Source organism: Armatimonadota bacterium, from assembly GCA_029907255.1.
Classification (GTDB): domain Bacteria; phylum Armatimonadota; class UBA5829; order DTJY01; family DTJY01; genus JAIMAU01.
Map to the genome: position 1 here is coordinate 98,574 of JARYMF010000010.1, position 23,939 is coordinate 122,512.

General features: G+C 48.4%; 23 protein-coding genes and 3 tRNA genes. 6 read left to right on the forward strand and 20 right to left on the reverse strand.

What is annotated here, in order from left to right; genetic code table 11:
- Positions 1-66: 66 nt before the first annotated feature.
- The 6 genes from nikR to QHH26_10470 form a co-directional block, all read right to left on the reverse strand.
- Complete coding sequence (gene nikR / locus QHH26_10445; protein MDH7482375.1) at positions 67-486, reverse strand: nickel-responsive transcriptional regulator NikR; 420 nt, start codon at positions 484-486, stop codon at positions 67-69.
- Positions 487-794: 308 nt separating this feature from the next.
- A tRNA-Gln gene (locus QHH26_10450) sits at positions 795-868 on the reverse strand.
- A gap of 103 nt (positions 869-971) precedes the next feature.
- Positions 972-1,652: a carbohydrate-binding family 9-like protein gene (locus QHH26_10455; protein ID MDH7482376.1), complete on the reverse strand. Its 681-nt coding sequence runs from the start codon at positions 1,650-1,652 to the stop codon at positions 972-974.
- A gap of 117 nt (positions 1,653-1,769) precedes the next feature.
- The gene (gene guaB / locus QHH26_10460) at positions 1,770-3,245 is read right to left on the reverse strand and encodes an IMP dehydrogenase (protein ID MDH7482377.1); all 1,476 of its coding nucleotides are present in this window, start codon (positions 3,243-3,245) and stop codon (positions 1,770-1,772) included.
- A gap of 303 nt (positions 3,246-3,548) precedes the next feature.
- Positions 3,549-3,622: transfer RNA gene (locus QHH26_10465), tRNA-Pro, on the reverse strand.
- A 128-nt stretch (positions 3,623-3,750) separates the two neighbouring features.
- Positions 3,751-3,828 (reverse strand) — tRNA-Pro (locus QHH26_10470).
- A 233-nt stretch (positions 3,829-4,061) separates the two neighbouring features.
- On the opposite strand from QHH26_10470, the gene QHH26_10475 reads away from it, so the two are divergent.
- The gene (locus tag QHH26_10475) at positions 4,062-4,607 is read left to right on the forward strand and encodes a 2-oxoacid:acceptor oxidoreductase family protein (GenBank protein ID MDH7482378.1); all 546 of its coding nucleotides are present in this window, start codon (positions 4,062-4,064) and stop codon (positions 4,605-4,607) included.
- A gap of 8 nt (positions 4,608-4,615) precedes the next feature.
- Here the strand turns inward: QHH26_10475 and QHH26_10480 are convergent, their stop codons facing one another.
- Entirely contained in the window at positions 4,616-5,428 is an 813-nt protein-coding gene (locus QHH26_10480) for a C40 family peptidase (protein ID MDH7482379.1), read from the reverse strand.
- Between the two features lie 242 nt (positions 5,429-5,670).
- Here QHH26_10480 and QHH26_10485 point away from each other — a divergent pair, with 242 nt between their 5' ends.
- From QHH26_10485 to QHH26_10500, 4 genes are all read left to right on the forward strand, one after another.
- On the forward strand, positions 5,671-7,212 hold the full coding sequence (locus QHH26_10485) for a YifB family Mg chelatase-like AAA ATPase (GenBank protein ID MDH7482380.1): 1,542 nt from the start codon (positions 5,671-5,673) through the stop codon (positions 7,210-7,212).
- A gap of 280 nt (positions 7,213-7,492) precedes the next feature.
- Entirely contained in the window at positions 7,493-8,146 is a 654-nt protein-coding gene (locus tag QHH26_10490) for an RHS repeat-associated core domain-containing protein (GenBank protein MDH7482381.1), read from the forward strand.
- Positions 8,147-8,291: 145 nt separating this feature from the next.
- Positions 8,292-8,768: a hypothetical protein gene (locus QHH26_10495; GenBank protein MDH7482382.1), complete on the forward strand. Its 477-nt coding sequence runs from the start codon at positions 8,292-8,294 to the stop codon at positions 8,766-8,768.
- Positions 8,769-8,882: 114 nt separating this feature from the next.
- Positions 8,883-9,191 (forward strand): RHS repeat protein, encoded by a 309-nt coding sequence (locus QHH26_10500; protein ID MDH7482383.1) that lies wholly within the window; start codon positions 8,883-8,885, stop codon positions 9,189-9,191.
- Positions 9,192-9,262: 71 nt separating this feature from the next.
- Here the strand turns inward: QHH26_10500 and QHH26_10505 are convergent, their stop codons facing one another.
- From QHH26_10505 to QHH26_10565, 13 genes are all read right to left on the reverse strand, one after another.
- A complete protein-coding gene (locus QHH26_10505; protein ID MDH7482384.1) occupies positions 9,263-10,138 on the reverse strand; it encodes a carbohydrate ABC transporter permease in 876 nt (291 codons plus the stop codon).
- Positions 10,131-11,297, reverse strand: coding sequence for a sugar ABC transporter permease (locus tag QHH26_10510; GenBank protein ID MDH7482385.1), 1,167 nt, complete (start codon positions 11,295-11,297; stop codon positions 10,131-10,133). The genes QHH26_10505 and QHH26_10510 overlap by 8 nt, the downstream gene beginning before the upstream one ends.
- A 31-nt stretch (positions 11,298-11,328) precedes the next feature.
- Complete coding sequence (locus tag QHH26_10515) at positions 11,329-12,672, reverse strand: sugar ABC transporter substrate-binding protein (GenBank protein MDH7482386.1); 1,344 nt, start codon at positions 12,670-12,672, stop codon at positions 11,329-11,331.
- Positions 12,673-12,730: 58 nt separating this feature from the next.
- Complete coding sequence (locus QHH26_10520) at positions 12,731-13,819, reverse strand: phosphodiester glycosidase family protein (GenBank protein ID MDH7482387.1); 1,089 nt, start codon at positions 13,817-13,819, stop codon at positions 12,731-12,733.
- 222 nt (positions 13,820-14,041) lie between these two features.
- Positions 14,042-15,250 (reverse strand): cation:proton antiporter, encoded by a 1,209-nt coding sequence (locus QHH26_10525; GenBank protein ID MDH7482388.1) that lies wholly within the window; start codon positions 15,248-15,250, stop codon positions 14,042-14,044.
- Between the two features lie 19 nt (positions 15,251-15,269).
- Positions 15,270-15,731 (reverse strand): universal stress protein, encoded by a 462-nt coding sequence (locus QHH26_10530; protein ID MDH7482389.1) that lies wholly within the window; start codon positions 15,729-15,731, stop codon positions 15,270-15,272.
- A gap of 31 nt (positions 15,732-15,762) precedes the next feature.
- Positions 15,763-16,848 (reverse strand): Xaa-Pro peptidase family protein, encoded by a 1,086-nt coding sequence (locus QHH26_10535; GenBank protein ID MDH7482390.1) that lies wholly within the window; start codon positions 16,846-16,848, stop codon positions 15,763-15,765.
- A 15-nt stretch (positions 16,849-16,863) separates the two neighbouring features.
- Positions 16,864-17,304, reverse strand: coding sequence for a type II 3-dehydroquinate dehydratase (gene aroQ / locus QHH26_10540; GenBank protein ID MDH7482391.1), 441 nt, complete (start codon positions 17,302-17,304; stop codon positions 16,864-16,866).
- Positions 17,305-17,308: 4 nt separating this feature from the next.
- Positions 17,309-17,476 carry a Trm112 family protein gene (locus QHH26_10545; protein ID MDH7482392.1) on the reverse strand — a complete coding sequence of 56 codons (168 nt, stop codon included), beginning with the start codon at positions 17,474-17,476 and terminating at the stop codon, positions 17,309-17,311.
- A gap of 13 nt (positions 17,477-17,489) precedes the next feature.
- Positions 17,490-18,824, reverse strand: a complete 1,335-nt coding sequence (locus tag QHH26_10550; protein ID MDH7482393.1) for an ABC transporter substrate-binding protein — start codon at positions 18,822-18,824, stop codon at positions 17,490-17,492.
- A gap of 87 nt (positions 18,825-18,911) precedes the next feature.
- Positions 18,912-19,286, reverse strand: coding sequence for a cyclophilin-like fold protein (locus QHH26_10555; GenBank protein ID MDH7482394.1), 375 nt, complete (start codon positions 19,284-19,286; stop codon positions 18,912-18,914).
- Positions 19,287-19,301: 15 nt separating this feature from the next.
- The gene (locus tag QHH26_10560; protein MDH7482395.1) at positions 19,302-20,051 is read right to left on the reverse strand and encodes a hypothetical protein; all 750 of its coding nucleotides are present in this window, start codon (positions 20,049-20,051) and stop codon (positions 19,302-19,304) included.
- A gap of 137 nt (positions 20,052-20,188) precedes the next feature.
- On the reverse strand, positions 20,189-23,521 hold the full coding sequence (locus tag QHH26_10565) for a sugar-binding protein (protein ID MDH7482396.1): 3,333 nt from the start codon (positions 23,519-23,521) through the stop codon (positions 20,189-20,191).
- 137 nt (positions 23,522-23,658) lie between these two features.
- Between QHH26_10565 and QHH26_10570 the strand changes: the two genes are divergently transcribed.
- A partial coding sequence (locus QHH26_10570; protein MDH7482397.1) for an RpiB/LacA/LacB family sugar-phosphate isomerase occupies positions 23,659-23,939 on the forward strand: 281 nt, incomplete at its 3' end.

A 23,939-nucleotide genomic window follows, 5' to 3' on the forward strand; every position in this document is an offset into this window, starting at 1 on the left:
CTAAAGTTGTGCAACTGGTATGCATACAATTTTTAAAATCGTGCTACCAATAGTTTAAAAAAATTACTAAACTAGGGCATTGCCCGTTGTTGTGCAAACTAGCTTGCCATGCTTCACCCCCCTGGTACTAATCAATTTATCAGCAATCGATCTTACCTGCTCCGCAGACCCTTTAACTACAATCACCTCTAGGCAATTGTGTTCATCAAGGTGAACATGCGTGGTGCAACAGATGGCATCGTGAAACTTATGCTGCAGGCTGGTAAGAACATTGGAGAGCTCGCGAGTCTCATGGTCATAGACTAAGGTTACCGTCCCAACTACTTGCCCTTCTTCGCTTTCCCACTCGCCTTCTACAAGATAGTCTCGCACAATGTCTCGAATGGCTTCCGAACGAGTTCGATATTGCTTGGTTTGGATTCGCCTATCAAAAGATTCGAGAAGCTCTTCGGGCATTGAGACGCCAAAGCGAACGACTTTGTGCATAGAGTAACACCTCTTTGAAAATAATAACACTTTCGGTGAGTGAATGTCAACTAAAATAACGCTTACTAATTTTGCCAACGACTATATAGCTGGACTGGAAAGGCTTTGCAACTCAAGCATCCAAAATTGTTTCGAGGTAAGTTTGAGGCTTTGGCGAAATCCTGAAATTTATCAAGCCACCATCTCTTGTAACTTTCTAAGCCCTTGTTACCCTTGTTTGGGTTCGAGTGATAAAAAAAATGCCCCACTTGTGCGAAAAGCCAAATGGGGCCACCTCAATTCACCTATACGGGTTTGGGAGGAAATTTTGGCTCCGGGGCCTGGATTCGAACCAGGATACCGGGCTCCAAAGGCCCGTGTCCTGCCGTTGGACGACCCCGGAACGCAACTTTATTATAGCCGGAAATGCGCCTTTGGTCAAGTAAAACCACAGCCTCGCCGAGACCGCGCCCCGCCTTTTTATTGAAAAAATTGCCGATTTTGAGCTATTCACGAAAAACGATTGTCCCAAAACGAGAGGGCACATGGAAGTTAGGCGGTGTTTCCAGTGTTGGAGACCAACAGCTAAACTCAGGGGTTGGCGTGCGGTCAATTCGATAAAGGTTCAGCCTCCAGGTATCGCCATTTTTGGGTGGGATATTTGGCGCCGTCGGCAGTGATGCGAACGGAATTGCCCATTCGACGGTCCAGCCTCTGTCGATGTCGTTTCTATTTTCGAGAGTGCCATCCACCTTAACGCCAACCTGCCAACCTCTGCAAGTCCAAGACGTATCTGCCGCCATATCCTTTCGCAAGCCAGTGGGGTTGTAAATGATTGCATCGAACAATACGCCGCGTGGGCTGGTCTGCAGTTCATAATATCGCTTCAAATCCGAATCAGGGTCAATGAACGCCTCGACGACTTCCTCTTCATAGATTGGGTCATCTCGGTTGAAAAACGTACCCCAAATATCGGGATCTTCGCATTTAAAGGAGATGTACAAGTTATCGTCATCCCAGCACATGCGCGCTTCGGTTTGTCTTGAGGCGGGGCCAGAGCCATCGAAGAGTATAAATTCGCCGACTGGCCTGATTGCCTGCCAGCCGGGGTCACTGAGAATACCATCTATAATTATGGTTCCGTGGGGAACTTTTTGGCATACGTAGATTGGTGTCCCAGCGGACATTAATACCCTCCTTCTTTGGAGTAATCAACTTGAGTTACTATCAAGCAAGCGTGCCAAGGACTGGCGGAGGCGCTTAACAGCCCAGCCTAAAGAAAGCTACCTAACTTATAAATTGGATTACCAATCAAGCCCTATATCAGGAAGGCTGTAGTTTGGAGCTTCCTTTGTGATTAGGACATCGTGCGGATGGCTTTCTCGGAGGCTCGCACCAGTTATTCTTACAAACTTTGTTTTCGTGCGAAGCTCTTCCAAGTTTCTCACGCCGCAGTATCCCATCCCTGCTCGAACACCGCCCATTAGCTGGTGGACTGTTTCGGAAAGCGGGCCCTTATAAGGCACTCGGCCCTCTATTCCTTCGGGGACTGGTTCTCCACCGCCCTGGTAGTAGCGGTCGCTGCTTCCTGCTTTGAGGGCATCTACCGAACCCATGCCGCGGTAGACTTTGTAGCTTCGATTGCGGAATATCTCTATTTCGCCAGGGCTTTCGTCCGTGCCTGCGAAAAGGTTCCCCAGCATGACGCAGTCTGCTCCTGCCGCCAAAGCTTTTGTTATGTCGCCTGACAGCCGAATGCCACCGTCAGCGATGATAGGGATGCCATACTTCCGTGCAACTTTGGCAGTTTCCATAATCGCCGTAATCTGCGGCATGCCGACACCCGCCACCACACGAGTTGTGCAAATCGAACCAGGGCCAAGGCCAACTCGCAGTCCATCCGCACCCAAGTCTATTAGGTCTTGGGCGCCCTCGGCTGTCACGACGTTTCCAGCAATGACTGGAACATCGGGGAACTCCTTCTTCAAAGCTTTTAGCGCATTCATGACTCCCTCGGAGTGACCGTGCGCGCAATCAATAACAATGACATCAACGCCAGCTTCGACCAGGGCAGCAGTGCGCTTGACAGGCTCGCGAAGTGGGCCAACTGCCGCACCGACACGCAACCGCCCGTTGGAATCTTTGGTTGCGTTTGGAAATTGGCGAATCTTTTCAATGTCTTTGATTGTAATTAGCCCTCGGAGATTTCCTTCGCTGTCAACGATTGGAAGCTTCTCTATCTTGTGCTTTTGGAGAATTTCCTTAGCCTGAGAGAGCGTAGTGCCGACAGGCGCAGTTACCAGCCCCTCCTTGGTCATGACCTCGGAAATCTTGCGGTTGTGGTTTTCCTCGAAGCGAATATCTCGGTTGGTGAGTATACCGACGAGCTTGCCGCTGGTAGTAATCGGCACGCCCGAGATATGATATCTCTCCATTATTCGGAGTGCATCTGCGATAGTGTTGTCAGGTGCGAGGTAGAATGGATTTTGAATTATTCCGCTTTCCGTGCGCTTAACCTTGTCTACCTCTGCGGCCTGTTGCTCTACAGACATGTTTCTATGGATGATGCCGATGCCGCCCTCACGCGCAATGGCAATCGCCATACGCGATTCGGTAACAGTATCCATCGGTGAGCTCACCAAAGGAATATGAAGCCTGATTCCGCGGGCTACATAGGTAGTCGTATCGCAGTCTTGAGGGACAACATCCGTACGTCGCGGCTGCAATAAGACATCGTCGAAGCTTAAGCCTTCCTGCTCTAACCGACTATCCTGTGACATTGAGCCCTCCTTTCAAAGGTTCACCTCTGGTTAATACTGGATTATCGTCCCGGCAAAAGGCCGTGGTGGAGATAATTATCGGAGATTATACGCCAACATATCGAATGTGTCAAGCGAGGATATGGCATTTGGGGAGCGGCGATTGGCTTTGAGCGGCTAGAACTGCAACAAGTCTGCTTGCCCGACGACGCACACGAAACGACTGCCCAATTAAGCAAAAAGGACGGCCCATAATGAGCCGTCCTCATGCGCAGCTTCCTGTCGCTCCGAGATGAGCACAGCCGCTGGAAAACTATGCTCATTTCGGGGCGACAGGATTTGAACCTGCGACCACCTGCACCCCATACAGGTGCGCTACCAAACTGCGCTACGCCCCGGTCGAAATTATATTATCAGAAAAACGGTATGTTGTCAATTTGTTTATCATTGCTTTGGGCACGATATTAGCACAGCGGTTGGTGAACGCAAAAAGAAAATTATCACATTGCAAAGGAGTCAATTAAAATGGTCGGGGTGGCCGGACTCGAACCGGCGACCTCGTGTTCCCAAAACACGCGCGCTAACCAAACTGCGCTACACCCCGACTACGCCAATTATACCACTTCCCACACAGAAAATCAATGCCAATATTTATCTTGTTTGACTGCTTCTCAGTATTTATCCTACAATAAAGCAAAAGCCAACGTTGTACTTGCCACTTCCGACTCAGGGTTACCGGCGGTGCCCAAGGTAAGTAAAAATGGCTTCACTCCAATCTTGACTTTTTGCTAAGAAACCGCATTCATTCACCGGGCGGCGCTTTTGGGAGGCAACAAAATGCATGAAGAAGTAATCATGGCGGGGACTGGCGGCCAGGGGATTATGATAATGGGACAGCTTCTCGCACACGCAGGTATGACCGAAGGCCGAGAGGTCGTTTGGTTTCCATCCTATGGGCCAGAAGCCCGAGGAGGTACTGCCGACTGCACTGTTATTATTTCATCTGAGGAAATTGGCTCACCTATTTCCGCACACCCCGATACCCTTATCGGAATGCACCAGTTCCTTTTCAGCAAGTTCCAACCATGCGTCAAGCCGGGGGGACTGCTATTGGTCAACAGCTCGCTAATTGACCTCTCGATAGTTCGCGGCGACTGCAAAGTTTTTGCCATCGACGCCAACGTTCGCGCCGAAGAGTTAGGAAACGTTCGCGTGGCAAATATGATTATGCTTGGAGCCTATGCGGCGCTGACTAAAGTCGTTTCCTTAGACTCGCTTATTGCTTCGCTAGCCCAGGTGCTGCCTCCTCATAGACATAAGTTCATTCCACTGAACGAACAAGCGCTCTTAAAAGGCGCAGAACTGGCGGCAACTGTACAGTAGCCACTGGCCTAATTTCCAGGCATTCGCCGTGCACCCCAATAGTTTTGGTCATAGGGATGGTCGGATAAATTGTTTATCGTTACGCCGACCGCACCGCCCGATGAATGAATGAACGTGCCATCGCCGCACGCCATTCCCACATGAGTGATTCTTGATTTATCTTGTCCTCCGGCGAAGAATACCAAATCTCCTGGCTGGAGGTCAGATTTTTCAACAGGAATCGCCCTCGGATCCTCCGCCTGCATATGAGCATCCCGAAGAAGCTTGATGCCATTCAAGCGGTAGACAAGCTGCATAAACCCCGAGCAATCAATACCAAAGGGGCTAGTGCCTCCCCATAGGTAAGGCACACCCAGGAAACGCTTTGCTGTGCGCACCAAATCCTGGCCTATGGGTCCGATGGGTAGCTGTTGTTCGCCTGCCGGACGTATCTCTATATCCCTGGCATTTACCCATGCTTGAGCGCCGTTGGGGAGACGAACCCGCACAAATTCTTCCTCGATTCCCAGGAGTTCGAGAGTGGTAGTAATCACCAAAATTGTCCAAATTTCGGCATCTGGGGCTGGTTCTTTGAGTGCATTGGTAAAAAGCGAAGTCACGATTGCTACGCGCGAAGGGTTCGGAACATTTCGGCTGACCCATCGGCTTTGCACCCAACCATGGTAGGTATCCCACGTTTGGACCCAAAGCCAATCGCCTTCGTCCTTCTCAATTTTCACCGGCTGTCCCATTATAGCCTGGGTTACCTGTTCCGAATCTGTTTTCTTTTCAGCAAACAGCCCTGTGACATTTTTAATTATTACTCCATCTGCGTTTTGCACGTTAACCTCCGAACAAAACTACCGAAAACTTTGTTCTTAATTATACGCCCATTTTTCTCACAATTCCATGAAACAAAACAATAAATTGCAAATATTTTTAGAATTCTGCCATTGCAACGCCCTACCATATACTGCTATAATGCCCCAACTGTTTCCTTGCCTGAGGAGTAATCCATACTTCTAGCCATCAAGATTTGCCATTTTGAAGGCAGGCTTCTTAATTTTTATGCCGGAGGTTACCCATGCTCGTTCGAGTAGATTCAAGCGCAATACTTGGAGTAGACGCCTATGTTGTTGAAGTCGAAGTGGACGTTGCCATGGGAACCCCCTCATTCACCATTGTCGGCCTGCCCGACGCCGCTGTCCAAGAATCTCGCGAGCGTGTTCGTGCTGCCGTCCGAAATACTGGCTATGATTTTCCTTGGAACAAGCGCGTCACTATAAACCTTGCGCCGGCAGACATCAAAAAGGTTGGCCCGATTTATGATCTCCCAATCGCCATCGGAATCCTCGCAGCAAGCGGACAAGTGTCGTTAGAATCGCTTCCGGACATGATGGTCGTGGGCGAGCTCTCGCTGGATGGTCTTGTGCGCTCTGTTCACGGCGTCTTGCCAATGGCTTTGGCGGCGAAAGAAGCTAAGAAAAAGTACATGATCGTTCCCGAAGCAAACACTTACGAGGCGGCCGTCGTTGAAGGGCTAGAAGTTTACCCCGTCAATTCCCTAACCGATGTGCTCCAATTCATGGACGGCAGCAAGTCATTTGACCCTGTGAAACTAGACCCCTCCAAGTTCATGCTCGACCAACCTGCTTTTGATGTAGATTTCTCCGATGTAAAAGGCCAGGAACACGTAAAGCGGGCGCTGGAAGTCGCCGCTGCTGGCGGACATAATATTCTAATGATTGGGCCGCCAGGAAGCGGCAAGACCATGCTAGCCCGGCGAATTCCAACAATTCTGCCCCCAATGACTCTGGATGAGGCGCTTGAGACCACAAAGCTTTTCAGCGTAAGCGGACGAATGGATTCACAATCAGCTTTAATAACAACCCGTCCTTTTCGAGCCCCACACCACACAATATCCAACGCCGGACTAAGTGGCGGCGGCTCGTACCCTGTGCCTGGAGAAGTAAGCCTTGCGCATCATGGTGTCCTATTCCTCGACGAATTGCCCGAGTTCCGTCGAGATGTGCTAGAAACCCTTCGCCAACCGCTGGAAGATGGAACTGTGACCATCAGCAGAGTAGCCGGCTCTCTCACCTATCCGGCGAGGTTTATGCTTGTCGCAGCCATGAACCCCTGCCCTTGCGGCTTTTACTCGGACCCCACCCGAGCTTGTACTTGCAACCCAGGGATAATCAATAAATATCTCCAACGAATCTCAGGGCCACTGCTCGACCGAATAGACATCCATATCGAGGTGCCACGTTTAAAAGACCAAGAACTGATGAACCACCCGACTGGCGAAAGTTCAGCAACAATCCGCGCCAGGGTAGAGCGCGCCCGAGAAATTCAAAGGAAAAGATTTTCAAGCGATGGGAAAGGCACATTTTGCAATGCCCAAATGAATGGCAAACAAATACGGAAGTTTTGCACCCCAAAAGACGATGTAAAAGACCTCCTAAGGACAGCTATCAACCAGCTCAACCTCTCTGCGCGCGCCTATGATCGAATTCTCAAGCTCGCTCGGACGATTGCAGACCTAGAAGGTGCTGAAAACATCGCGCTGGCGCATGTCGCAGAAGCTGTTCAATATCGCAGTTTAGACAGGAAACTTTGGGGCTAAAAAGGTGGTTGTCGCCAACGAGAACTTCCGCAATCGAAAATTTAGACGCTAAGAAATAATGCATCCAATTTCCCCAGCATTGCATGAAAAATTAAAGCTAGCCCGAGCGGTTCGGTTTTGAATATCAATAGGCATTTTAAAAATACTGTTATTAGAAGTTAAACTATTGACGGTTTACCTACTTAAGGCTAGAATGTAAAAGGTAGGCTCTGGTGGGTCGGCATACTACATTCGAGAGCCAGGAGGCGAGCTAATTGCCCGACTGACGAACGGCGGGGCTGTGAGGTACTATCACTTCGATGCACTTGGGTCGACAAGACTGCTTACTGACAGTAATGGCAATATCACAGATGAGTATACATCCGATGCCTGGGGGAGGCTCATGGAGCATACAGGCTCCACTGCTCAGCCCTATCAATTCGTAGGGCAGTTGGGGTATTATACTCACGTCCAGGATGCCAACTTGCCCTTGTTACAACTCGGCGTCCGCTTCTATGACCCGGAGGTTGGAAGGTTCACGCAGGTGGATCCAGTCGATAGAAGCCCACGGAGCTTCTATGCTTATGCCGATGACTCCCCAACTTTCCAGACCGACCCGTCCGGCCGGGAGCCTGTGACAATATGCGGATTGTTGACACTGATTTACAGGACCGCAACTACTGGATACTCCGCAGGAAACTGCTTAATTGCACTGTATGCACTTAGAGAATGCCAAAAGTGTATTAGTACAGCAGAGCGATATGCAAAAGCTATGAAACGTTATTTTCGGGAAAAGGAAGACGGTTCTGAACGCTATGAAGAATGGCTTCTACGTGCACAACCTGGGATAGAATGTGCGGAGATCTGTGCACTCGCTGGCAAAAGGGGTCTTCATGCTTTTGGAGGCCTAGTCTGTCGTTTATTACCGCTTTGCTGCCGTGCAAAGCCCCTATAGGCTAGTTATGAAACAGTCTATTGCGAAATATGGCTTGCCATATGAAGACGGGCAAGGTTTGACCTGCAAGAGTACAGCCACAACCCGGTGTGTGCGAGGGAAATAGTGAGGACATCCTCTGCAAGAAGGTAAAGGATGTGGTTACATGAAATTATGTTCAAGCTGCTGGCGAATACTTTTTGTACTTGCAACCATTTTGTTCATCGTACTGCCCGCAGGAAGTGTGATGATAGAGTATGGAGCACATCCCAAGTTATTTGCAACAGGACTGTGCGGCATAGCATCCGCTATAATAGGCTGGTATCTTGTCCCCGTGGTGTTATTGCCGAAGCGAACGGGCGTCTCCATAGCTCGGATTGGATTATGGCTGTTGTGGCCCGTCGTGTTAGCAAGTTTGAGTTGGACAAGCTTGGGCATTGAAGCAGGGCCAGCGGTAATTTACTTTATAGCGAGTTTTCTTCGGGTGACACGCCCCGGAGACTTTAAGCCCTTACCAAAAACAATCCGCGAATGGTTCTGGTTTGGTCTGTTTACAGCTGTATTAGTTGGGATTACTATTGTTGAAATAAACCTGGATGAGCTGACCCGGCGCTTTTTAGTGGTGTTCTTCGCTAGGCCATAGCCCAAAGTAACAACAGCGGAGAAATGACACCATCATTGCTTGCGCCAACCAGGTGTAAATCATAACAGCTACGTAAAGGACGTGAAACGAGATTTGGGTAGGAAGGCTAGTTATATGTATAACAAGGTTAAGAATTGGACTAGGATAGACTACGCCAACGGCACGTACAGTGTTTTTGAGTATGACGAAGACCCACGCTACCGGATGGAGACAATAACACACTACAAGGATGGTTCTCCTCCGACAGAGCTTCTTAGCATAGACTATCCTGAGCGGGACGGGGCAGGAAATCCGCTTAGTATGGTGGATTCCAATGGCACGACGTACTACTCATACGACAACAACAGCCGTCTTGCGGCGGTGACATATCCTGGGCAGTCGCAGATAACCTTCGGGTATGACTGGGTTGGCAACCAGGGTTAGTAAGAAGTATGGCGTGCATCCCCGAAATTAAACATTTGCTAAATCCAAAAGGCTCTTCCCGCCTCTCCCAATCAGGCTTTTAGCCCCTGGAGCTTGATACCCTCTACAAAGTATCTCTGATTGAAAACAAAAAGAAGCAACACCGGGATGAGCGCAATCACAGAAGCAGCCATGAGCTGAGTGTAATTCGTCGCATGCTGGCCAACAAAATAACGCAGCCCAATCGGAAGTGTCCTCGGCGCCTCGGTTACCGTTACAACCAAAGGCCACATGTAACTTCCCCAAAATCCCATGAAAGTGAATGTCGTCAATGTCGCCAACGCCGGCTTGGCCAGCGGCAGAATAATCCCCGACCATATGCCAATATAACCCGAACCATCAATCTTCGCTGCATCTTCAAGCTCCACCGGAAGCCCCATAAAGAATTGCCTGAGCATGAATGTCCCATACGCACTAAACAACCCTGGGATGATTAGCGCTTGATATGTGTTAATCCAACCTAAGTGCTTCATTATCACAAAAACCGGAATCATTGTCACAGAACCCGGTATCATCATCGTTGCAAGATATCCAAAAAAGAGCTTATCGCGTCCAGGGAAGCTCAGCCTAGCGAACGCGTAAGCCGCCATCGAACTTGTCAGCACCTGGCCAAATGTCCCCACCACTGCTACAAATATGCTTGACAAGTAAAGCCTGAAAAAGTTGATTTCCCTCCAAGCATCAGGGTAATTGCCCCACCACGCACGAATTTTCTCACCATTTATAACCGTATCCCGCCAGAAAAAATGCTCAGGAAGGAATTTAATCGCGCCGCTAGCGGAAAATACTTCGTGAGGCTGTTTGATAGAAGTAAAAACCATCCAAAGAAATGGAATAATCATTGTTATTGCGCCAATGCTCAAAACGATGTAGAAGGCAACTTTTATACCCAAACCTACCCTATTCATAGGTCACCACTTTTCCGCCAAGCTTCCACGTGAGAAGAGTTATCACAAGTATCACGGCAAACAAGAACCAAGCTATCGAGCATGCATAGCCCATATTGAACTTCTCAAATGCGGTTTGGTAAAGATAATATTCAATAGTAGTGGTGCTCCCAGCTGGCCCACCGCCCGTCATGACGTTTGCAATCATGAATCCACCTTGGAATCCGCCAATAATGCTCATCACCAAAATAAAAAATGTAGTTGGGCTAATCATCGGCCAAGTGACCGCCCAAAACTTCTGCCATGGACCAGCACCGTCTATCTCAGCCGCCTCATAATACGAGCTTGGCACCCCCTGAAGCGCGGCAAGATAAAGAATCATGTTGTACCCGCCAAGACCACCCCAAAGGCTCATCAGAATCAAAGATGGCTTTGCCCATTGAACTGTCCCCAGCCAATCGGGGGGTTCGGCAAAAAACATGCTGAGCGCATTATAGAATGCCCTGCCATATATACCAATAAGAATGAAAATGCACGCCCCAGACGCAAACATTAGCGCTCGAAACAAACCTTCGGGCCAGGTAAACCGAATTTTCTCGGAAAGCCACTGCAAGAACGCCAATAATGCCGCTATTAATCCAATTATAACGATGCCAAAAATGAGTGCCGCAAATACCGTTGCGCCGATTGCCAAAGGCTTCTTTGCGTAAATAAATGCGCCCACCAGGCGTATGGTTTTGTTGATTAGACCAATATCGCTATTATAAAGGTATTTCCATAGTATCAATAAAGCGACGCCCGAGCATACAGTCGGCAGAAAATAAATCGTACGAAATACAACGATTCCCCGCATCCGCTGATTCATCATTAGCGCCACAATCAGGCTGCCCGCCATGCCAATCGGAATCCCTGCCATAAGGTAGACAGTATTGTAGACGTACTGCCAAAAGAATGGGTCGTTCGGCACAAGGCGGCCTCCCTCTCGATGAAACCACAGCAGGTTTTTGAAATTTTCTAGCCCAACCCAAATCGGCTGCTTGAAAATATTCCAATGGGTGAAAGCCATAACAAAAGAAACCACTACCGGAATGCTCGTGAACGCCAAGAAGCCTAGGAAATTGGGAGCAAGAAAAGCGTATGCAGCCAATGCCTCTTTTGTCTTGTAAGATAAACGTTTCATTGATTTAATAAACCCTTCGACTCGTACCGAACTAATCCAGGAAATTTGGGTTCGCTAGGTTGCGCCTTATGACTGCGTTTATCTGCCAAGCAATTTCGTCGCACGTCTTATCGGGACTTTGTTCGCCCAGCCACATTTTGTCAAACTCCCGCGCCATTATTGCATCCTGGTCCAACACGTTAATATAGGGCGAGCTCTCGGAAACCCGCGCATATTTCATCTCCTGAATATGAAGCAGATTGTTCCTCTCGTTCGGATATTTTGGGTTATACGCAAATGCCTTTTCAATCTCTGGGTCTTGAAGCGTCGGTATCCCATCGCCGTAGTTTGCCACCAAAAGTTGATTTTCCTTGCTGAGCAAATGCTTTATAAATATCAGCGCCTCATGCCTATGGCGGCTGGTCTTCGGGATTGAGTAACACTTGCTAGCCAGAAGCGTTACCCTGTTTGGGCCGTGCGGCACGCTCGTCACGTCCCACTCTAGGTCCTTTTGCTCCCTGTATTGTATGCATAACCACCTTCCGGATACCATCATCGCTACCTTCGACTCGCGGAACAAGAGCGCGTCGGTGCCCCATCCACCGGTAGGCGCCATGCTCTGCGCTTCGCTCGGCGTCGGCGTTACATGATGCTTAAGCCTTAAGTCAGCCCAGAATCGAATGCCCTTCTTTACCTTCTCATCGTTCATTATGCATCTCTTGCCATCCGGGGTGTAAAGATGGCCACCATACATCCAGATGAAAAACCACCAATCATGCGTGCCAACGTAAATTCCTTTCTGCACTGGCACCTTTCGACCGCCGACTACTTGATATTTTGTAAGCTTCTTCGCCACCTCTAGACATTCATCCCAAGTCCAACCAGGCTTGGGGTAAGGAATCCCAGCCTCCCGAAACATTTTCTTATTGTAGAAAAGCACATATGGCCCGCAGTTCTCAGGCACGCCAACGATTTTGTCCTCATAATAAATATAAGGCTTAAGACCTGGATATAGCTTTTCTATCGGAAGCTTGTATTTTTTTACATAAGGCCGCAGGTCTAGAAGAACATCATTTTTTGCAAAAAGCCGAATGGTCTGCGGATTGTAGAGCGCCATTACGTCGGGCGGGACGCCACCAGCAAGCTGGGTTAGAAGTCGCTGGGGCTCAGCCCCAGGATCGTTGATTACGTGAATGTTCCTATATTTTGACTCAAAGAGCTTGATTTGTTCCTTGCGGATTGGATTTGGGTCTACTACCCAACGAATAACAGTCTTGCAAGGTATTCTTGGGTTAATTGTTGCTACTAAATAAACGCCAATACCTATAGTAGCTAAGGCACCAAACGCAATACCCAAAATGCTGAAGAGCCGATTAAGCTTGCTTTCATACTCCATTGTGGTTAAATAATAGCGAAGAAATTGGAATCAGCGCAAGAGGAGAAATGCTCTACCATTAGCCGCCCAAGGCATGATTGTGCGTTGGACCCCGAAGTTCTCGCTTTCGACTGCCAGCTGTACTCCCGGCAAGCCACGGCGACTCAGGAATCACAGCCAAATCTTTTTCCACACTTATAACATCGCCAGTTGTCAAAGAATGCTCGACTGCACAGGAACTTAGCTCTTGAGCTGTCCCGTTATCCATCGAGCTTTCTACGAAAGATACAGTCGCAAAAGGCACTGCAAGCGTTCGAATTGGCATTGGCATGGCTGCTGGCTCCGCTGTCGCGGATGGAAGCTGGGCCTTTGTGCGGCGGGCAGCAACTGTCGGAGTCGGTGCAAGTTGACTTTTGATTCTTGCAAACTGCTCAGGCGATTCATAGACTACAATAAGGTTAGTAAGTTGGCGGGTTGGGTGTCTAAGAACTTTGCCTTCATAGTAGAGAGCTGTCGAACCGCCTCCATCAAGGTTGATTGCATTTACTGCGCCGAGCTCCCTCATAATTTTTGCAAGGGTGCTAAGATATATGGGCTTGCTTACCACTACGAGGAGAAGCTTGTTGGCATTTGTGATTCCAATCGCTGAACGCGGGCTCTTGGCGTAAAGCCGCCTATCGCGGAACCCTTCTGCACGAGGATATACGCCGGCAATGCCATTAGTTACTAGCCTTGGACCTGCGCAAATTAGAGTAGAATATGCCGCCCACTGGTTATCGCCAAGGAATTTCGCCCGCTTGAACTCCACTTTGTTATCTTGAGTGAAGCATATTCCCGTGCCAACGTGTCCAAGTGCAACCAACCTGCCATCAATAACTATATTGCCCACTGGGAATAGAGTCCGCGTGCAGAAATACGTACCCGTAATTGCAGCAGTAGGCTGGAGTCGAGAAAGCATTGAGCCAAAGCCCTCGGTTGTGCCAATGCCACGTTTCGACATTGCGGCACTGACTCGTATATTGGGGCTGTTCAAGTTGGCACTCACAACATGAACTGGGACTCCATGGAGGAAGCGCTTGGTGTATGCTACATTAGTGCCTGCAGCGATCTTTTGGAGCGAGATCGTAGAAAGTAGCCAAACTAAGATCAGGATAATTTTGCGTCGCATTAGCCAGCCCTTTTCTTGCTTCTAGATGCTGAGGTCCCGGGCAGCATGCGAAGCTTGTGTCATGGTCTCCCAACGGCTTTCCTTGCAAAGTTTCCGTGGGCCTCCTGACCCTCTGCTCCCATGGTAAGTATATCACACTTTTGTCAAAAAGTCAAGCCGTAACTTAAAATACCGTCATAATTCCGACAAATTTAGCCCAATATTGCTAATAGCTTGGACAACTTATGCGTTGGTTGCGTCTGGGCTGTGTGAGGAGGTTTTTTGGAGTTTCTTTGCAATGCGCTGAAATGCAAGCTTGAGCAAGAAAGGCGTCATAAATGTCGTGGCAACTACTACTGCAACGATAGCCGCATACTCGCCAGAGTTCAAAACGCCGCGATCTATACCCATTTTGGCAAATATAAGCCCAACCTCACCACGAGGAATCATTCCAATTCCGACAATTAGGCGGCTGGCACTTGAGCGAACGACACCCAACCCAGCAAATAACTTCATAGACGCTGCAATTACGATAAGCAGGAGGGCAAGCATAACGATTTGGCTATTCTCAGGATTAAAGGGATTAATATCCTGCAGGCGTACCTTAACTCCAAGCATGACAAAGAACACAGGGATGAAGATATCCGCAAGCGGCTTTATCCTTTCTTGGATATGAGCTAGTTCCTCGGTCCTCGCAAGCACTAAACCCGCGGCGAAAGCACCCACAATTCCTGCCAGCTGTAGGCTTTCAGCAGTAAACGCCAAGAATAAGCAAAAGACAAAAGCGCTTATGGTCAGAATACCTCGAGTCCGCATCCTCTGAGCTATTTTAAGCAGGTGAGGAGCAACAGGCACACCCAGAACTATCGCACCGACTAGGAAAACAATTGCGAGACCCGTTACCTTTACAACCATTAGTGTCGAAAGAGTGCCAGTCACAACAAGACCTGCTACAATGGCAAGGATAATAAGCCCAAGGACGTCATCTATCACGGCGGCTCCCAGGACAATTTTTGCCTCGGGCGTTTGTAATCTGCCAAGGTCAGTGAGAGTCCGCGCTGTTATACCCACACTCGTGGCGGTCAAGGTTGCGCCTATATAAATTGCAACGTACGTGGAAAGCCCAAGCATGATTGAGGCGAAGTACCCTACTGCGAATGGGCCTGCTACCCCAATCACTGCTACAAGAAATGCAGACCAACCGACTCGCAGGAACTCTTCCAAATCGCTTTCTAAGCCAACTTCGAAAAGGAGGAGTATTGCCCCGACTTCAGCTAAGGTGATAAGAACATCGTCTTCTTTAATCCATCCCAACAGGCTACTACCAAGAATTACGCCGGCAATCAGCTCACCGAGCACAGGCGGCTGATTTATTCGTTCGGCAAGTTCCCCAAAAACTTTGGCAGCAATTAAGATTAGGATTATACTGAGGATTGTGTGGCTAATCTCCATATTTTAAAGGCTTTCTTTCTTACTTCTCCGCCTCCTTTGGCCTTGCACGTACAAGCAATACAAGTGCTTCTGCGCCTCGGAGGACCTTATCGGCAACACTTCCATAAACCCAACGCTGAAACCCAGAACGCCCATGCGTAGACATTACAATAAGCTCAATGCCCGCTTCCTTGGAAAAATCACATATCTGCCCTGCGGCATCCCCCTGCCTCACCACTTTGCGGACATTGATACCCTCATCCTTAATGTTTGTTGATATTTTATCTAAGTATTTATGGACTTCCTGGGCTTCTGCTTCTGGCTCAAGAACCACATTCACTACCGGTCCAACAATGCCGGGCTGTGAATAGATTGCAACCGGCTCGATTACGCTCAACAAGGTAATCCTCGAATCGAATTTTTTAGCCAATTCAACCGCATAAGGGATTGCCTTCTCTGCCAATTCCGAACCATCCAATGGCACAAGAATTTCTTTAAACATGCTAAGCTCCTTTCCGCAAAAGTAATCAAAGCTACTTTGCAAAAATACTAAGGTCTCGTGAGGAATGGGTAAGAACTTCGGCACCCGACTTTGTTACCAAAACATCATCTTCTATTCTAATTCCCCCCCAGCCGGGGATATAAATCCCAGGCTCAACCGTAACAACCATGCCGGCTTCTAGTATGATTTTGCTTCCCCTGCCCAGAATTCTACCTCCATCCACACCATCATGCACAGCAAGCCCAACTCCGTGTCCCAAGCCATGGCCGAAATACTCACCGTATCCTTTTTCAGTGATGTAGTCCCTTGCGATTTTGTCAATATCTCCCCCCGGCAATCCTGGACGTATGGCTTTTATAGCCCTAGACTGGGCTTCGAGAACGATCTCATGAATCTCTATCTGCTTTGGATGCATTTGCCCAATGACGACGGTGCGAGTTATATCCGAATGATAGCCTTGCCATCTTGCGCCAAAATCGAGCAACAATAGTTCGCCTTCAGAAACAAGCCTGTCTGTTGGTTTGCCGTGAGGGAGGGCGGACCTAGGTCCTGAAGCTACCAGGGTTTCGAATGCCTCCCTTTCGGCGCCATTTTTTCGAATGAAGAAGTCTATCTCAATTGCAATTTCCTTCTCCGACATGCCGGGCTTTAGAAGCCCTTTAATATGTTCAAAAGCTAAGTCGGCGATACTCGCGGCCTCCCTAATCGCTAAAATCTCAGCCTCGTCTTTTACGGTGCGAAGTCTGCCGATAATGTCATCTAATGCAACAAGCTCGATTTTTTCCAGCTGTTCCCTAAGTGCGTTCCATGCATCGTAACTAAGGTGCGCCGACTCAAAGCCAACCTTGCGAACCCCTAGAGTTTTAATTAATTCGGAAGCTTTCTTGGTCCAACCCCCCTGGAACTCCTCAATAACATATCTCTGGCACTCCTGAGATACCTGCTCGATATAGCGGGCGTCGGTTAGAAAATAAGCATCCTGGAGAGTAATAACCAGGAACGCAAATGAGCCGGTGAATCCGCTTAGGTAGCGGACATTTTCAATTTGCGAGACGAGGAAAGCATCAACTCCGGCCGCCATCAGCTCATTTCTAAGCCGCTCCAACCGTTTAGACATGAACGACCCACCAATCTATCCTTTTTCAACCAGCGACTTTGCCGCATCAAGCGCCAAGATGTAGCTCATTGCTCCAAACCCGGAAATTTGCCCAACGCATACTGGCGCAGTAACGGATATCTGGCGAAACTTCTCACGACCATGAATGTTCGAGAGGTGTACCTCAATGGTTGGAATTTTCACCGCCGCAATTGCATCGCGCACTGCTATACTGTAGTGGGTATAGGCGCCCGGGTTAATCACGATTGCATCCGCCCAATCAAGCGATTTTTGGATCGCCTCCACAATATCACCCTCGGAGTTGTACTGGTTGATTTCAACGTGGACGCCGATCTCTCTTGCGTGTGCCCTTATCTGCTCGTTGATTTGTTCCAAGGTGAGCGAACCGTAAGTTTCGGGTTCACGGACTCCTAAAAGATTAAGATTCGGCCCATGTATGACATGAAACTTTAACATTTTTCTACTCCTCAAAGGTTGCTTTTTCGACAAGCATTACAGGAATGCCATTTTCTATTGGATATTTTCGTCCGCACTTTGTGCAAACCAACTTGTCATCCTTCAGCTCAACTGGCGGACGTTCGTCGCACGCCGGGCATGCAAGTATCTCTAGAAGTTTCGGATCTATCATTTGCCTTCTCCGTTTATTTTTCTTTACCCATCACGAGGTCGAGCTCGCGCTGAGTTTCAATTCGAGCATCACGAAGTGCCTGCTTGGGCGACTTTCGCCCATATATTGCTGCGTCCACAGCTCTTTGCAAGGCACCCATATAATATGCCTGCGCAGGCATAACAGGCCTTTGATGGCGGCATTCCTCAAGTATCTTGAGAAACATGCCATACTGGGGCTTACCGCGAACCTTTGCGAAATAAGGCGACTTCCGATAACCAGGGAATAGTCCAGTTTTCTCGCCTACAATCCTTGTGCCCTCAGGGTCTGCACACGTCCACCTTATGAATTCCCAAGCTTCTTTAGGGTGCCGACAGCCTTTTGGAATCGCCACGCACCAACCGCCTACCCAAGAGCTGTGCTTCTCGCCGTCGGGCGGAGCGGGAATGTATCCAAGTCCATAGTCAAGGTTCGGCGCATACTTCTTTATCTCCTCGACACCCGATATATGAAGGCAAGCCATAGAATACTTCCCCACATAAAATGGATTCATTTCGGCTGAACCAAAACCTGCCTCTAAGCTCGAGATCTTATTCACATCATACTTGCGGGCATAAGAACACATCCACTCGAGGGCTTTTACAGCCTTCTCGTTATCGGCGGTGATGGTGTGAGTTTTGGGATCGTAAAATGACGCACCAAATGCCCATCCCCATGTAAACATCGAATTTGCCGCGCCGTACTGCGACCAGGGGATAATTCCTATGCGAACAAGCTTTCTTCCCTTCGAATGCCCTCGCCACTTCGTCAGCTTCTCTACATAGCGGTCTAGCTCTTCGATGGTTTCTGGAGGCTTTTCTGGGTCGAGTCCAACTTCACGAAAGTGAGCTTTGTTCCAAACAAAGGCGAAATTTGGGTCTGCACAGTATGTTAGCGCCCAAATCCTGCCTTTGTATTTATTCTGCAGCCAGCATGGCTTAAAATAGTCGTCTGGTTTAATGCCCGCAGATTTAATAAAATCGTCAAGTGGTGTCAACGCGCCTTGCTCAGCCCACTCAGCGACTTGCGGGCCGTCAACAAACGTTACGTCCGGAGGTTTTTTTGCGGCTACCGACGTAAAGAACTTCTGGTTGTTTGAAAGGTCATTGACAGTGAAAAGCGGACGAACGTCAATTTTAGGATGCGCGGCTTCAAATGCCTTTATTACCTCTTCGCAAGCGACGGCTTGGGTGCCACCCCAAGGGTGCCAAACTGTGATAACAGTTTTTCCACCAGTTCCATTATCTTGCGTTTGACGCAAACACCCTTGAAGCAAAACAAATAGGACAGAGCTCACAACTATTGCGGCAATTATCCTAGTCCGCGGCACCTCAGACAACCTGCCAAATCTACGCTTTGAGCGTTCATTTATGCAGTCATTCTAGCAAGGGTGTCCGCATGCAGTCAACGTATACTCTTATTCCTCAACTTTCTCTATAACAACTTGCTCGCCTGAGCGCACCGATTTAAAGACCTTCGGATCACCTTCAATTTTGCCCACGACATTCACAGCGCTGGCAGGACGTATCTCAGAACCCCTGCTCGCCGGAGTCGGGCCAAAAAATATACAGAAAGCGCTTCCAGGCGGCCAGTATGCTATATCACCCAAGTCCACAACTTCTTTGCCGTTTTCCTCGCCAACGTGAACCGGAATGCCGAAATAAATTTCATCGCCCCAGGTATTTGCTCGTGCTCTTATGGGCAACGCGTCCCAGATTGCATTTGCAGTCGCCGAATCATTCAACTCAGCCGTCGCCTGAACTGCTCCTGCCGTAATCTTTATCTTTCGCATCAGCTTACCTCCTCGCTATCGTTTGCAATGAGACTCCATGCGCACGCGCCTAGCGTATCCATTAGATTCTAGATAGTCAATAAAGTTTGTAAAAGTCGACTCCAAAAAGTCCACATATTCGCTTGTATTAGCATTCGGCAGCGGTTTCCACTCCTCAATAGCTTTATCATTCTTGTGCTTTAAATGTTTTTCCAGAAGGCGCTCTGCAGAAAATCCAGGGTAGGCATGAATATGCAGAGGCGAATATTCCCGCCAACCTGGAAGCGGAGCGTCAAGGGTAACTACTTGGCAACCATTATTATACAGACTGCGGTATTCAAGGTCCACATAACCTCGCATCTCTTTGGAACAGCATACACTTAAAATCGCATATGTCCCAATCGAAGGGTTTGAATACAAGCGGCAGACCGTACTCCCAGCACTCGCTCCTGATACGTAATCCTCTAAGTGCTTGAATCTCAGCTTCATTAATTCCCCTGAGACTTCGTTCGCACGGCGAGGAATTAGACTTGTGAATTCGGTGATGTTTACTTTTTTGTATAAAAACTTATCATCCGTATACTTAAGAACCCAAAGTTGCTTATTGAGGATTCTGCAGATAAGTATCCTAATCAGAAAAATTAACAAAGGAATGCGCGCTTGCCAAGACGCTTTTTTAACTGCATGCCATATGCACGCCGGATTAATTGCCGCAAAGTTACATTCAACATAGACTCGCTCAGAGCTAGATTTTTTACTGCTGAATTTCTCCTGTCGCTCCTCCATGCCCACCTGCCCCGATATCATGCTTTTTAAAACCCACGAATCCAGATTTAGCAAACAAGGACTTCTTAGGCACTGGAAGTAGAATTCCTGCTTTATATTGCCTATAACTAATTATTCTTTGCTAATTATTATAGACCTCAACCGTCTTTTTCTGGATTTGCCCATATTTCACACTCTACCAGCGTCATTTTTGCACCGGGGTCCCGCTTTCCAAATGAAAGACGTACAAAGCGGTAAGGTGTATCGGAGGGCAGGTCCAAACTCACGTCCAATACGTCCTCTGTTGGGTTCTGCTTTGGGTTTGATGCTAACGTAGACCAGTTTTTGCCATCCTCACTCCCTTCTACGATCATTTCCGGCAGCTGGTCTGAGTACCAAAGGTGCAGTCTCTTCAGCGAAAACGGCTTTCCAAAATCAAAAGTTACCGCTGTTTGGTCAGTTTTTCTCCAGGTTACGATAAAGTTTCTTGGATGCAAAACTTTCTTAGTAAGGATTGGGGCTAGGCGTCTATCAGTTAGATTGCCTTTGCCAAACTCAATTAGTATTTCACCTGCCTCATCGGCAACTTCGTCAGGCGGCACCATGTACGAATAGGTTCCTTTGACTGCGGCATTTTTCACATTAATCGGTCGCTCTTGCTGCCACCTTATATAGTTACCAGTAAGACACACGCCCTCAGGGTCAGACTGATAAACTGTTTTAAGATTTGGAAACTTAAAGCGCCAGATGTCCCTACCGGTTTTTAGTCCCAAATTCTCAGCAAGCGCCTTGAAGAAGTCCTTCCAAGCTTGGTCCCCAACTGTCTTTTCAGCAAATGGGTTTGATGCAAAAAAGATGACCTTTCCTTTACCAAACCTGTGCTCAATTATTGCCGGACTTCCATCGGCAAAGGTTGCCACCACCTTAACGTTATTGCCCACGGTCAGCTTGAATGCAGAGCCACCCACAGAAAGCTTTAGCCCTTTAAGCCGCGCGTACGAAGTATCGTCGGTAATTAAAATCTCTGTTTGCTCCACACTGGGTCCAACGTCAACGCCCAGCAACTCTTTGCGCAAATCAGCCAGGCTGCTTCCATCTGGAGCCCACGTAAATGCCTCCGGATCACCACACACTAATACACCGCCATCTCTGACGTAGTCTGCAAGTGCCTTAACCACTTCCGGTCGCTCATATTTCGCGCCTGGAATAAAGACAGCTTTCCATGCCTTAAGGTTCGCCCTGCCATCTGCAACCATATTGTCATTAATGAACTTAAACCAAGTCCTTGCCACTGGGCCGAGAAATGTATAGGCATATTCAGGCTCGTTGGGAAATATGTAGCTTGGAGCAGTAAACGACTGGTAATGGTCCTCTGAATAAAGGATGGCACAGTCTGGGTCGTTTGGAACTGCCACTTCGTTCATTTCTGAAGCCATCCGCACAATTTCCATTATTGCTCGGAAGCGCTCTGGACATCCATACTTTGAAAGTTTAGTATCTCCGCTTGGTGCACGCCCGCCCTGAACATCAGGAATATAAAGGTGAAATCCCTTGCCACCATTACGCATTACCTGGCTCATTAATTCACGAGTCTCCTCTGCGGTCGTAGAGTAAGCATAGTTTTCAACATGGGTGCAGGGCCATACCGGCTTACCAGTTAGGTCAGCTACCAACTTAGTTACAAAACCGAACTCCTGGCGGTTGGGGTTTCCAGAGGGATAGAGTTGGTGTGTCACTATATCCACAAATGGGCCAATTGCGTCGAGTTCATATGGCTTATGCCCGGCAACGGGGTCGAAAGACACAACTTGGATTTCGGGCGCAAGTTTCTTAGTTGTTTCGTATATCTCCTTTTGCCACTCAAGCAACTTGTGATTTATCCATTTACGGTAGGCAATCCAACAGAAGGGGTCGGATTCCTTTGATGTATCTGGCAAGCCAAACTTTCCATAGCCAAACTTTTTCTTGACCTCTTCATCTATCTCTTTGACAAGCGACGAATCCGGCATCTGTAGTTTCAGCTCCAGAGGTTGCCCCAAAGCTTGCTCATGCATTTCATCCCACGAATACACGCCCCATATATATTCGCGCGCCTGCTCGATGGACGACTTAAGGGTCTCAAGGTAGGCATCTTTGCTCTTTGGGTCGAATATATAGGGCTTACCGCCAATAGCTTGGGCGCCTTTGCTTACAGCTCCCCGCCATTCAGGCTCAACTAGCACCTTAAAATGATACTTAGCTACCATACTTTTAAGAGGTTCCGCTGCTACAACATGCGGCTGGACAATAGGCATTAGTTTATAATCAGCAAGCTCCTTGTAAGCCTCTTCCAAAGAATATCGAACACCAAATTCCTTCGCAAACGCACGAAGCTCTGCCGCATTGCCGCTATGGAACCAATAAATCGCACCGTTTTTCTGTTCACCCGGCGGAGTCTTCGAAAGTAGAGGCTCAAAAAGTGCATCATCCATCTGCCAAACCCTAGGGGCGGGCGGGATAGCTGTTGATGGGTGTGTCGCCAACATTGCCAGGCTGCCATTCAAGTCAACCCTGAGTTCAAAAATCTCCTTGGGATCGCCAGCTGGGGTGTATTCAAGCGACAGCTCTTTTGTTGCACTAGGCGGAATGGTTATGCTACCTTTTGCTAGAATGCTAGTCTTTCCGTTAATTTTAGATACAAGGGTTGCCGATGCAGACTCAGCTTGACTGTGGGGATTAGTTATCTCGCATTTTAAAACATTCTCACCGCCGTAAAGATTATCAGTGTCCAAATTGCCCCATGTTACCAACCTAATCCCTGAGCTATCGCCGCCCAGCACCACATGACCAAAATTGTCGGGCCGCACAAATCCGCCCGGAGTGTTAGCCCATGCGCTATACTCGCGGGGGCTCACCATACGCTCACGGCATATGTTCAACCCCCACATTAAGCCTGCAACTGGCTTCACGCCCAAAGCCTTGAAGGGAATAGCTATCTCAAGCGTCCAAAATCCCTTATCATAGTCGGCTTTTACTGCGCATTCGCTCTCCCACTTGGTGTCCGCGCGGTCGTCAAATATTCGGCGAGCGTCCGAAACAACGCCTTTGGAGTTCACAGCGATGTGATAAGCTGTCCGGTGCCCATGATTTGTGTCGAGAAGTATTTCGACACAATCATCTCGCCACACCTCGCCGTCATGTTCCTTAATCTCAGCGAAGATTTGATCAATGTAAAGTTCGGAGCATCGAACTCCAATATAGAGATTTACAGGGTCATAAAGGATATACGCTGTAGTATCGAAAGCAACAGGCTTGCCATCTTTAATACTCTTGAAGCCCGTTAATTTTGCCCCTTTTTGCCAAAGAGGATCAGAAAGTAATCCTTTAAGCTCTGGACCTTTCTCAACAAAAGGGATTGTTATTAGAGGCACACTTCGTGCCCCAATCTCTGCACCGAACAAATGTTGATAAGAAAAGACAATTGCAACCAGAAACCCGACTGCGTATCTCATTGGTTCCCTATCACAACCCCCCAGCGCAATCCTAAAAATGCAAAGAAATATTCATCAACAGGCGCATGTTTTCCTCTAAACACTCGGAGACTGCCTAGCTTTACAAGCTTGTTTGCCACGTGATATAATCCCTTGTTATGAGAATTGCAATTGGCTCTGACCACGCAGGATATTGGCTAAAAGAGGAATTAGTTCGCTTCCTTACCGAACAACACCTAGAGTTTAAAGACTTTGGCACATACAGCGCTGACCGCGTGGATTACCCCGATATCGGCTTGCAGGTTGCAGAGGCTGTCGCAAAAGGTGAGTTCGACCGGGGTATACTTGTGTGTGGATCGGGTATAGGTATGTGCATAGTTGCGAACAAGGTTCCCGGGATACGCGCAGCCGCATGCAGCGACCTATACAGCGCAATGGT

What these genes read in the sequence shown, in the direction of transcription:
- nikR (MDH7482375.1), bottom strand. Translation starts at nt 486, where the DNA reads ATGCACAAAGTCGTTCGCTTTGGCGTCTCAATGCCCGAAGAGCTTCTC.
- QHH26_10455 (MDH7482376.1), bottom strand. Translation starts at nt 1,652, where the DNA reads ATGTCCGCTGGGACACCAATCTACGTATGCCAAAAAGTTCCCCACGGA.
- guaB (MDH7482377.1), bottom strand. Translation starts at nt 3,245, where the DNA reads ATGTCACAGGATAGTCGGTTAGAGCAGGAAGGCTTAAGCTTCGACGAT.
- QHH26_10475 (MDH7482378.1), top strand. Translation starts at nt 4,062, where the DNA reads ATGCATGAAGAAGTAATCATGGCGGGGACTGGCGGCCAGGGGATTATG.
- QHH26_10485 (MDH7482380.1), top strand. Translation starts at nt 5,671, where the DNA reads ATGCTCGTTCGAGTAGATTCAAGCGCAATACTTGGAGTAGACGCCTAT.
- QHH26_10495 (MDH7482382.1), top strand. Translation starts at nt 8,292, where the DNA reads ATGAAATTATGTTCAAGCTGCTGGCGAATACTTTTTGTACTTGCAACC.
- QHH26_10500 (MDH7482383.1), top strand. Translation starts at nt 8,883, where the DNA reads ATGTATAACAAGGTTAAGAATTGGACTAGGATAGACTACGCCAACGGC.
- QHH26_10505 (MDH7482384.1), bottom strand. Translation starts at nt 10,138, where the DNA reads ATGAATAGGGTAGGTTTGGGTATAAAAGTTGCCTTCTACATCGTTTTG.
- QHH26_10510 (MDH7482385.1), bottom strand. Translation starts at nt 11,297, where the DNA reads ATGAAACGTTTATCTTACAAGACAAAAGAGGCATTGGCTGCATACGCT.
- QHH26_10515 (MDH7482386.1), bottom strand. Translation starts at nt 12,672, where the DNA reads ATGGAGTATGAAAGCAAGCTTAATCGGCTCTTCAGCATTTTGGGTATT.
- QHH26_10520 (MDH7482387.1), bottom strand. Translation starts at nt 13,819, where the DNA reads ATGCGACGCAAAATTATCCTGATCTTAGTTTGGCTACTTTCTACGATC.
- QHH26_10525 (MDH7482388.1), bottom strand. Translation starts at nt 15,250, where the DNA reads ATGGAGATTAGCCACACAATCCTCAGTATAATCCTAATCTTAATTGCT.
- QHH26_10530 (MDH7482389.1), bottom strand. Translation starts at nt 15,731, where the DNA reads ATGTTTAAAGAAATTCTTGTGCCATTGGATGGTTCGGAATTGGCAGAG.
- QHH26_10535 (MDH7482390.1), bottom strand. Translation starts at nt 16,848, where the DNA reads ATGTCTAAACGGTTGGAGCGGCTTAGAAATGAGCTGATGGCGGCCGGA.
- aroQ (MDH7482391.1), bottom strand. Translation starts at nt 17,304, where the DNA reads ATGTTAAAGTTTCATGTCATACATGGGCCGAATCTTAATCTTTTAGGA.
- QHH26_10545 (MDH7482392.1), bottom strand. Translation starts at nt 17,476, where the DNA reads ATGATAGATCCGAAACTTCTAGAGATACTTGCATGCCCGGCGTGCGAC.
- QHH26_10555 (MDH7482394.1), bottom strand. Translation starts at nt 19,286, where the DNA reads ATGCGAAAGATAAAGATTACGGCAGGAGCAGTTCAGGCGACGGCTGAG.
- QHH26_10560 (MDH7482395.1), bottom strand. Translation starts at nt 20,051, where the DNA reads ATGGAGGAGCGACAGGAGAAATTCAGCAGTAAAAAATCTAGCTCTGAG.
- QHH26_10565 (MDH7482396.1), bottom strand. Translation starts at nt 23,521, where the DNA reads ATGAGATACGCAGTCGGGTTTCTGGTTGCAATTGTCTTTTCTTATCAA.